The following is a 10,160-nucleotide window of genomic DNA, read 5'->3' on the forward strand; positions in this document are numbered from 1 at the left end:
GGAAACTTGAAGTCGGTGGCGCGGTACTGGTCGCCGAAGGCGTGGCGGCCGATGATGATCGGCTTGGTCCAGCCCGGCACCAGCCGCGGCACGTTCTTGCAGATGATGGGTTCGCGGAACACCACGCCGCCGAGGATGTTGCGGATGGTGCCGTTCGGCGATTTCCACATCTCCTTCAGGCCGAATTCCTTCACCCGGGCCTCGTCGGGGGTGATGGTGGCGCATTTGACGCCGACGCCGACCTTCTTGATGGCGTTGGCGGCGTCCACGGTGACCTGGTCGTTGGTCTTGTCGCGGTATTCCATCCCGAGGTCGAAATACATCAGGTTGATATCGAGGAACGGAGTGATCAGCTTGTCCTTGATGTACTGCCAGATGATCCGGGTCATCTCGTCGCCATCGAGTTCGACGACGGGGTTGGTCACCTTGATTTTTGCCATGGAGATCGGGCCTTTTTGGATAGCGCGGTGGACGGAGGGGTGATGCATCCGCGCTATAGCACCGCACGCGCCAAGGCGAAAGCCAAGGCGCCATGCAGTTTCAGTCGATCTTTAGAACGCCGCCTGCGTGGCGGTGCCCGCGACAACGTACCAGCTCACGAACAGCCCGCAGATCAGGGCGCCGGGCAGGCTGGAGCCGGTCCGTCGCCAGGTAAAGGTCGCGATAATGGCGCAAATCCCGAGCAGCGGCACGAACTGGATGGCGACGATGGTGGAAAGCGGCACGAAGCCGGGATCGGGCAGCGGGTTGAACAGTTTGCCGGACAGCCACAGCGTGCCGTATTGCAGGACCAGCAGCACGATAAAGCCAAGCGTCAGGGCCAGGATGTTGGTGACATAAAGTGCGCCGCGCCCAGCACCCATAGTGGAAAAATTCCGGTGCAGCACGTGCAGGGCGATGACGAAAAACGCCGTGAACGGGACGAGATAGATCAGGAAGATCAGGAACTGCTTGGCGCTCATCAGCTTCAGCGCGACGATCCAGAACCGGAAATCGATCTTGAAGGCAAGGTCGGCCAGCCACAGCACGGCGTAGCCGACAATGATTGTCAGCAGCGCGATCAGGGCCGACGGCCCGATGATACCGCCTCGCGAGGCGCGCTTGGGTGCGAACGGCATCAGGGCCAGCGTGATCAGCGCGTTGATGATGGCCCAGACCATGATCTGGTTGGTGATGCCCTGGGGCAGCCAGGCCGATGGCGTGACGAACGTGCCGCCCAGCGCGAAGGCCGGGTAGTAGGTCAGCGCCGGGATAAAGGCGGACAGGATGAACGCGGCGGTCCAGCGCCGGCCGGAGGCCGCGGTCGGCGCCGGCACCGTGCCGTCGGCAATCTCGGGTAGACGCAGGTGGGAAAACGCGGGCGCCTCGAGCAGGCCGTCGAACACCCCGAGCAGCAACGCGACAAAACCGGCCAGCGCGATCAGCGTGCCGATTTCCTTGCGGAACCAGATCTGGTCGTCCGACGGCCGCGGCGTGCCGCCCTGCAAGGTCTTGGCGAACCAGTCGAGGCTGTAGCCGATCGCCTGATGCGAAATATGCTCGTCCGGATGGGTGATCGCGGGCGTATAGAGTACCCGCGCCGTTCCCTGCGCGATGTCGCCATAGACCTTGCCTGATACAACCGGGCCCTGCGTGCCGAACATCGCCCACAGTTTTGGACTCTGGGTGACATCGCGGGCCCGTTCGACGCCCCACATCAAATTGGAAAATTCCTCGTATTGCGCGAACACCAGCGCAACGTTCCGTGGCCAGGCCGGCGTGCCGTCGGCGGCGAACGGCTTGCCGGTGGACGAGCCCTCCAGCACCATCGACTTGTAGTCGTTCGGCATCGTGGCCGCGGCCGCCAGCACGGTCCAGCCGCCCATCGAGTGGCCTTCGAGGCCGATATTGTTCTTGTCGACGAAGTCGAGGCTGCGCAGATGCGCGAGCCCGTCGGGCCCGCCAAAGCCGTTGGCGAAGGCCGGCGGATCGCTGTAGCCGTGGCCGGTCTGGTCGAGCGCCAGCACCACATAGCCGCGGCGGGCAAATTCGATGGCAAAGCCGTCCTGGGTTTCGCGCGAATTGATGTAGCCGTGCACGGCCAGGATGCCGGGGGCGGGGGTCTGCGCGGTGGCGTTTTTGGGGATATAGAGCAGGGCGCTCATGGTGTTGCCCTTGGCGCCCGGAAAGCGGATATCCTCAATCCGGATGCCATCAGCGGTCTGCGTCAGCCAGGCCAGCACGCCGCCGGCCAGAATCAGCAAAGCTCCGACGATCGCCAGTGACCATCTGCGGCGCATGTCAGCCTCCCCATAATCCCCGAGCCGTTGCGCCAGCCCGTGGGTCCGTTTTGCAGCTTCGTTTTATTTGTGATTGATACCGTATCCGAAAGGCGAACGCGCGCAAGCTGTCCTACCTGAGGTTTCAACCGAAAACCATGAAGCGTTGCTAAGCCGATTATATTGCATGAGAAACGCCGCCGGTCCGGCCATCGAGTGCTGGTCAAGACGTAAGGCGTTGAAAGAGGCTCTTCGGAGCCCGATTCAGAACCTCCAGATGTTGAACCAGAAAGTGAAGTGAGATGTCCGGTTCGGGCACCGACAAGACCAAATCAGGCTTTGAGCTGACCGGACCCGTCGTGATTCTGGTCGAGCCGCAGCTCGGAGAGAACATCGGCATGGCCGCGCGCGCGATGGGCAATTTTGCCCTGACGCGGCTGCGCATCGTCAACCCGCGCGATGGCTGGCCGAACATCAGCGCGCAGCGGGCGGCTTCCGGGGCCGACCATATCCTGGAACGTGTGGAGCTGTTCGACACGGTGGAGCAGGCGGTCGCTGACTGTACCCTTTTGTTCGCGACCACCGCCCGCGCCCACGACCAGGCCAAGCCGGTGGTGGCGCCGGAGGCCGCCGCGCAGCAGATGGCCGGCGAGTTCAAGGGCGGCGGCACGGTCGGAATCCTGTTCGGCCGCGAGCGCTACGGACTGCAGAACGAGGAAGTGGCGCTCGCCAACCGCATCATCACCTTTCCGGTCAATCCCGGCTTTGCTTCGCTCAATCTGGCGCAGGCGGTGCTCCTGATCGGCTATGAATGGTTCAAGCTGCAGACCGCGGGCGCGCTGCCGTTCGCGATGCCCGAGCGCTCCGAGCCCGCCTCGCAGCACCAGATGCAGGCCTTCTTCGACAACCTCGTGCGCGAGCTCGACCGGGTCGAATTCCTGCGCCCGGCGGAGAAGCGCGAGACCATGTTGGTCAATCTGCGCAACATCTTCACCCGCATGGACCCGACCAAGCAGGACATGCACACGCTGCACGGCGTGGTGATGGCGATCGCCGAGGGGCGCAAGGGTCCGGCCAAGGGCGGCGTGCTCGACGGCGCGCAGGCTACGCGGCTGCGCGCACTGCTCGCCGAGCACGGGCAGGGCGCGCTGCCATCGGAGAGCGGCACCGTGCGCGGACTGGCGCGGCTGCTGCGGAGAAACCCGACCGATGCCGAGCGCATCCTGTGGCAGGCCCTGACCTCCGACCGCCGCTTCGCCGGCCAGTTCAAGCGCCAGACCCCGGTCGGCCGCCACATTCCGGATTTCGTCTCGTTCGTGCATCGCATCGCGATCGAACTGATCAATTCGGAGGAGACCGAGGCCATCGCAAGAGATCGCGCCGGGCGGCAGGCGTGGCTGGAGGCGCGGGACTACCGGGTCATCACCATGAAGGTCGGCGACGTCGAGGGCGATCTGGCCGCGCAGCTCGACCGGCTGGAAACGGGTGTGCTGGAAAGGCGGTAATGTTTCTCCCTCTCCCCGCAAGCGGAGAGAGGTAAGCGCAAGCTCACACCGCCATCAGCTCCGCCGGCGCGTTGCCTGCGCGCTTCGGCTTCTTCAGCTTTGACGGCGGCAACAGCGAGCAGGCGACAAGGCCGGCGGTATCCGCGACGCCGGGATCGCGCGACACCATCGCGGCGACGATGGCGCCGTCGATCAGAAGGCCGAGCTGATGGGCCAGCATTTCCGGCTCCGCCGCGCCCATTTCGCCGGCGAGTTTTCCGATGTAGGCCAGCACGACCTTCTTGTGCTTCATCGCGATGGCGCGGAATTGCTTCAGATCCTTGTCGTGCTCGCCGACCGCGTTGATGAAGGGGCAGCCATAGAAACGTTCCTCGCGAAACCAGTCCTTCAGCGCCGGAAAGATTCGCGCCAGCTTTGTCTGGGCGCTGCCGCCGCCGGCCTCGACCGAGGCGATGAACCATTCGCGCCACTGCTTGCCTTCGCTCTCCAGCACCGCCTGCACGAGATTGGTTTTCGAGCCGAACAATTTGTAGAGCGTGGTCTTGGCGGTGCCGGCTTCATTGATGATGGCGTCGATGCCGGTGGCGTTGATTCCGTTCTTGCAGAACAGCCGCGTCGCCGCGCTGAGCAAACGCCCCCGCGCGGACTCTTCGTCGCCGCCGGCGCTGTTGTCCGCGACGACCCGTTTCTTCGTGGATGATTTGCCCATGCGGGCCACGTTAATCGAACTGCGCCGCAATCATCAAGTGACATCTTCATCGGCTGCTCGCCTCTCGCAACTGCGCGCAAGATAATCACGGGTCAACGGCAACTGCATCGCGATTGAGCAAATCGCGGCTGACCGATTCCAGGGCAGGGCGCGCTAAGCGGCTTCAGGACTTCGTGTTTTCCCCGGCAGCCGCTCTGGCACGCTTCGTGCAGGAAACAGACCGTTCGGTATCCTGCCCCTAGGGAGAAAATAGATGACTGCGGTCGCTCAAAAAACAGTGCTTACAGGCTGCCTTGCCCCCATCGACCGGCAAGGCCTCGAGAAGCTGATCGAGAACGGCAAGGCCAATCCGAAGGTCATCAAGACCTTGAAATGCAAGACGGTGGCCGAGGGCAAGTTCCGCCACGCCAACTATATCCGCAACCTTGCGCCCTACATCGTCGACGAACCGCCGGGCCTGCTCGGCGACGACACCGCGCCCAATCCGTCGGAGGCTTCGCTGGCCGCGCTCGGCTCCTGTCTTGCGGTGGGCCTGCACGCCAACGCCGTGCATCGCGGCTGGGTCGTCAACAAGCTCGAACTGGAGCTCGAAGGCGACCTCAACATCACGGCCGTGTGGGGCACCGGCGACGTCAGCGAGAAGCCGGTCGGCTTCACCGATGTGCGGGTCAAGGTCGACATGGAATGCGAAGGCGTTCCCAAGGCCGAGATCGACGCGTTGGTGGCGCACGTCAAGAAGTGGTCGCCGGTCGCCAACACCTTTACGCGCCCGGTGAATCTCGAGGTCAGCGCGTAGCCGCCGCCAACCATGTTGCCCCTTCCAAAACGCTTCGTTCGGAGAGTGTGATGAACCCAGTGGCCGCATCGCGTTTCGCGGTTGACGAGAAGAGCGATCTTTCGGCGACGGAGATCACCGATGCGGTCGCTGCGATCGCGCGCCGGGAGCTGGCGCCGCTGGCCTCCGCGATCGACAGCGGCTCGGTCTATCCGGCCGAATTGCTTCGGCGCTTCGGCGATGCCGGCGCCTGGGGCAGCCATCGGCCGAACAACGGCGCGGCCGATCTCGGCGGCGCCATCCGGTCGATGGCGGCGATCGGCGAGGTCTGCGGCGCCACCGCCTTCATGGCGTGGTGCCAGAACACGCTGGCCTGGTATGCGTTCAATTCGCCCAATCCGGCGCTTGCGAGTTTCGCCGACGATGTCGCGGCGGGCAGGGTGCTCGGCGGCACCGGGCTTTCCAATCCGATGAAGAGCTTCTTCGGCATCGAGAAGCTGAAATTGAGGGGCCGCAAGGTCGAGGGCGGCTACGTCGTGCGCGGCGCGCTGCCCTGGGTATCGAATCTCGGTCGCGACCATTTCTTCGGCACCATTTTCGAGGTTGAGGACAGACCGGGCGCGATCGTGATGTTTCTCGCCGACTGTTCGGACCCCGGGATCACGCTGCAGCCATGCAAGCCATTCCTCGCAATGGACGGCACCGGCACCTATGGCGTGCAGTTCCGTGACGTTTTCGTTCCCGACGTCTTGATCCTGGCGGACCCCGCCGGCCCATTCGTGAAGAAGATCCGCGCCGGTTTTATTCTACTACAGGCCGGCATGGCGATCGGGCTGATCAGGGACTGCATCGCGATCATGAAGGAAGTCGACGGCTCGCTCGGCCACGTCAACCGCTTCCTGCCGCAACAGCCGACTGACTTTCAGGAAGCGCTGTCCTCCCTCGAAGCGCAGACCATGGAACTGGCGCGCGACCCCTACAACACGGACGACGATTACTGGCGCACGGTCGTCGAGCTTCGGCTCAAGGCTGGCGACGCCAGCGTCGCCGCCGCGCATGCCGCGATGCTTCATTGCGGCGCGCGCGGTTACCTGATGAGCCATCGCGCCCAGCGCAGGCTGCGCGAGGCCTATTTCGTCGCCATCGTCACGCCGGCCACCAAGCAGCTGCGGAAGATGCTGGCCGACATTTGAGTTTTCAACCGATCCCGGATCCACCCTAACCTTCAACCACAACAGGAGAGGCCTGCCATGACGGACGTACTGATTTCTGCCAGCGAACTCGCCGATCTCATCTCGAAAGAACCCTGCGTGATCATCGACACGCGAAACCCCGACGCCTATGCCGCCGGGCACCTCCCGAACGCCGTCAACGTGCACGAGATCTTCACCTATCTCGCCACCTCGACGCCGGAAGGCATGCAGGAGCTGAAGACGAAATTCGCCGACGCGTTCGGCAAGGCCGGACTGTCCGGGAAGGAAACCGCCGTCATTTACGAGCAGTCGATGAATTCCGGCTTCGGCCAGTCCTGCCGCGGCTATTACCTCCTCACCATGCTCGGCTATCCCAAGGTCAAGGTGCTGCATGGCGGCTTCGACGCATGGGCCGCCGCGGGCCTGCCGGTCACGACCGCCGTGCCGAAGCCGGCGGCGGCGTCCTTTGCCATCGTGCCCGAAGCCGGCGACATCCTGATCGACGCCAAGACCATGCTGGCGGCGGTCGGCAAGCCCGGCGTCGCGCTGCTCGACGTGCGCGACGTCGACGAGTGGATCGGCGAAAGCTCCTCGCCCTACGGCAAGGATTTCTGCCCGCGCAAGGGCCGCATTCCCGGCGCCGTCTGGCTGGAATGGTACCGCATGATGAAGCCGACCGGAGAAGGGCCGCGCTTCAAGTCCAAGGACGAGATCCTGGCGGAATGCGCGACCGTCGGCATTTCCGAGAGCACCCCGGTCTACCTCTATTGCTTCAAGGGCGCGCGGGCATCGAACACCTTCCTCGCGCTGAAGAACGCAGGCGTGAAGGATGTGCGGATGTACTTCGGATCGTGGAACGAATGGTCGCGCGATCCCTCGCTGCCGATCGAGGAAGGTCTGCCCACGGACGCCAGGCTGACCGAAAAAGCGGCATAGATCGTGCATGTTTTTTCACCGTCCGGCCGCGTTCACGCGGCCGGACGGTGATCCGCCGAAGCCTGCTTTTCGGCACAGATAAGGGAATGGGGCATGTCCACCTTCGACGATCCGTTTGACGCTGACCGCAAACTTTCGCGAACGGGCTGCGTGTGTGGCCAGCATCGCTCCGCCGAAGAACATGATTCTGCGGCGCCGTCGCTGCGTTGCGAGCCGGCGCCCTCGGAGGAGAAGCGTTACGAGAGCGTCGTTGCTTCGGCTGTCATGCGCGAGATGTTTCCGAATGACATCGCGCGCCGGGCCTTCCTGAAATCGGTCGGCGCGTCGACCGCGCTCGCCGCGATCTCGCAATTCTTCCCCATCAAGACCGCGACCGAGGCATTTGCCGACGCAGGCGCGCCGGAGAAGAAAGACCTGAAAGTCGGCTTCATTCCGATCACCTGCGCCACGCCCATCATCATGGCCGCACCGCTCGGTTTCTATGCCAAGCATGGCCTCAACGTCGAGGTGGTCAAGACCGCCGGCTGGGCGGTGATCCGCGACAAGACCCTGAACAAGGAATACGACGCGGCGCATATGCTGGCGCCGATGCCGATCGCGATTTCGCTCGGCCTCGGCGCGAATGCGGTTCCATTCACGGTGCCGGCGATCGAGAACATCAACGGGCAGGGCATTACGCTCGCGATCAAGCACAAGGACAAGCGCGACCCCAAGGACTGGAAGGGCATGAAGTTCGCCATTCCCTTCGACTATTCGATGCACAATTACCTGCTGCGCTATTATCTCGCCGAAAACGGCCTCGATCCCGATACCGATGTGCAGCTGCGATCGGTGCCGCCGCCGGAAATGGTCGCCAATCTTCGCGCAGAGAATATCGACGGTTTCCTCGCGCCCGACAATATCTGCCAGCGCGCGATCTATGACGGCGTCGGCTTCATGCACATGCTGTCCAAGGAAATCTGGGACGGCCATCCCTGCTGCACGTTTGCGGCGAGCCGGGAATTCATCGCGACCTCGCCGAACAGTTTTGCCGCGCTGACGCGCGCGATCGTCGACGCCACCGCCTACGCGTCGAAGGCGGAGAACCGCAAAGAGATCGCGGAGGCCATCGCGCCCGCGAACTACATCAACGCGCCGGTCACCGTGCTGGAGCAGGTGCTGACCGGGACCTATGCCGACGGCTTGGGCGGGGTGAAGACGGACGCCAAGCGCGTCGATTTCGATCCGTTCCCCTGGCAATCCTTCGCGGTCTGGATGCTCACCCAGATGAAGCGCTGGGGCCAGATCAAGGGCGATGTCGATTACAAGGCAGTTGCCGAACAGGTCTACCTCGCCACCGACACGGCCAAGCTGATGACCGAGATGGGCCTGACGCCGCCGGCGACGTCCTACAAGTCGTTCTCCGTGATGGGCAGGACGTTCGATCCCACGAAACCCGAGGATTACGTCAACAGCTTCAAGATCAGGAAGGCGTCGTGAGGTGACGGCGCGGACACATTCTCATCCGTTGTCCCGGCGAAAGCCGGGACCCATAACCACCGGCCTTGGTTGATGAAGAAGGTCGCTGCCAAATTGCCCAACGAGACGTCACGGCGTATGGGTCCCGGCTTTCGCCGGGACGACTCGTCGAGGAGCCGTGCGTCATGACCGCATCGCTGCGTCTCCGCGCGGCGATCTTGTCGGTCGCGCTGTTCCTGGCCTTTATCGGCATCTGGCACCTTGCCACGCGCGGCACCGGTGCCGTCGCCACCATGAGCCCCGAATACGCCAGGCTGATGGGGCTGACCGCGACGCAGGGCAAGTCGGTGATGCCGGGCCCGCTCGATGTCGGTGCCAAATTGTGGGAGCACCTCAAGCGGCCGTTCTACGACAACGGCCCGAACGACAAAGGCCTCGGCATCCAGCTCGGCTATTCCATCGCGCGCGTCGGCCTGGGCTATCTTCTCGCCGTCATCGTCGCGATCCCGCTCGGCTTCCTGATCGGGATGTCGTCCCTGATCAACAAGGCGCTCGATCCCTTCATCCAGATCCTGAAGCCGATCTCGCCGCTCGCCTGGATGCCGCTGGCGCTTTACACCATCAAGGATTCCGGGCTGTCGGCGATCTTTGTCATTTTCATCTGCTCGGTGTGGCCGATGCTGCTCAACACCGCGTTCGGCGTCGCTGCCGTGCGCAAGGAATGGATCAACGTCGCGCGCACGCTCGAAGTCGGCACCATCCGGCGCGCCTTCTCCGTGATTCTGCCGGCGGCCGCGCCGACGATTCTCACGGGCATGCGGATCTCGATCGACATCGCCTGGCTGGTGATCGTCGCCGCCGAGATGCTGGTCGGCGGCACCGGCATCGGTTACTTCGTCTGGAACGAGTGGAACAACCTCTCGATCACCAACGTCATCATCGCCATTCTGCTGATCGGCTTCGTCGGCATGCTGCTCGACCAGATCCTGGCGCGGTTCACCCACATGGTCACGTTTCCGGAATGACGCGATGACCGACAAATTCATCTCCATCGAAGGCATCGCCAGGCGGTATCCCGGCGCTGATGGCGGCGAGATCGCGGTATTCGAGGATCTCTGGCTGTCGATGGCGCGCGGCGAGTTCGGCTGCGTGATCGGACATTCCGGCTGCGGCAAGACCACGGTCTTGAACATTCTGGCCGGCCTCGACCAGCCGAGTGAAGGCACCGTGATCGTCGACGGGCAGGCCATCGAGGGCACCAGCCTCGACCGCGCCGTGATCTTCCAGAGCCATGCGCTGTTGCCGTGGCGCACCGTGCTTGGCAAC

The 10,160-nt window shown here is 63.7% G+C and carries 10 protein-coding genes; 7 read left to right on the top strand and 3 right to left on the bottom strand.

Translation table 11 applies throughout. The annotated features are described in order from the left end of the window. A partial coding sequence (locus tag QZ213_RS18185) for an isocitrate/isopropylmalate family dehydrogenase (protein ID WP_291687483.1) occupies positions 1-440 on the bottom strand: 440 nt, incomplete at its 3' end. 111 nt (positions 441-551) lie between these two features. Then, positions 552-2,279: an alpha/beta hydrolase gene (locus QZ213_RS18190; protein WP_291687484.1), complete on the bottom strand. Its 1,728-nt coding sequence runs from the start codon at positions 2,277-2,279 to the stop codon at positions 552-554. A 281-nt stretch (positions 2,280-2,560) separates the two neighbouring features. Here QZ213_RS18190 and QZ213_RS18195 point away from each other — a divergent pair, with 281 nt between their 5' ends. After that, positions 2,561-3,763, top strand: a complete 1,203-nt coding sequence (locus QZ213_RS18195) for a TrmJ/YjtD family RNA methyltransferase (RefSeq protein ID WP_291687485.1) — start codon at positions 2,561-2,563, stop codon at positions 3,761-3,763. A 43-nt stretch (positions 3,764-3,806) separates the two neighbouring features. Here QZ213_RS18195 and QZ213_RS18200 read toward each other — a convergent pair whose 3' ends face one another. Then, positions 3,807-4,472: a TetR/AcrR family transcriptional regulator gene (locus QZ213_RS18200; protein ID WP_291687486.1), complete on the bottom strand. Its 666-nt coding sequence runs from the start codon at positions 4,470-4,472 to the stop codon at positions 3,807-3,809. Positions 4,473-4,725: 253 nt separating this feature from the next. Between QZ213_RS18200 and QZ213_RS18205 the strand changes: the two genes are divergently transcribed. The 6 genes from QZ213_RS18205 to QZ213_RS18230 form a co-directional block, all read left to right on the top strand. Further along, complete coding sequence (locus QZ213_RS18205; RefSeq protein WP_291687487.1) at positions 4,726-5,268, top strand: OsmC family protein; 543 nt, start codon at positions 4,726-4,728, stop codon at positions 5,266-5,268. Between the two features lie 50 nt (positions 5,269-5,318). Beyond that, positions 5,319-6,440: an acyl-CoA dehydrogenase family protein gene (locus QZ213_RS18210; RefSeq protein WP_291687488.1), complete on the top strand. Its 1,122-nt coding sequence runs from the start codon at positions 5,319-5,321 to the stop codon at positions 6,438-6,440. Positions 6,441-6,497: 57 nt separating this feature from the next. Beyond that, positions 6,498-7,376, top strand: coding sequence for a sulfurtransferase (locus QZ213_RS18215; RefSeq protein WP_291687489.1), 879 nt, complete (start codon positions 6,498-6,500; stop codon positions 7,374-7,376). 93 nt (positions 7,377-7,469) lie between these two features. After that, a complete protein-coding gene (locus QZ213_RS18220) occupies positions 7,470-8,855 on the top strand; it encodes a CmpA/NrtA family ABC transporter substrate-binding protein (protein WP_291687490.1) in 1,386 nt (461 codons plus the stop codon). 164 nt (positions 8,856-9,019) lie between these two features. Then, on the top strand, positions 9,020-9,859 hold the full coding sequence (ntrB, locus tag QZ213_RS18225) for a nitrate ABC transporter permease (protein ID WP_291687491.1): 840 nt from the start codon (positions 9,020-9,022) through the stop codon (positions 9,857-9,859). Positions 9,860-9,863: 4 nt separating this feature from the next. Then, positions 9,864-10,160 (top strand): ATP-binding cassette domain-containing protein (locus QZ213_RS18230; protein WP_291687492.1); only part of this gene is annotated, 297 nt, incomplete at its 3' end.

This window comes from Bradyrhizobium sp. (genome assembly GCF_017881085.1).
Lineage (GTDB): Bacteria > Pseudomonadota > Alphaproteobacteria > Rhizobiales > Xanthobacteraceae > Bradyrhizobium.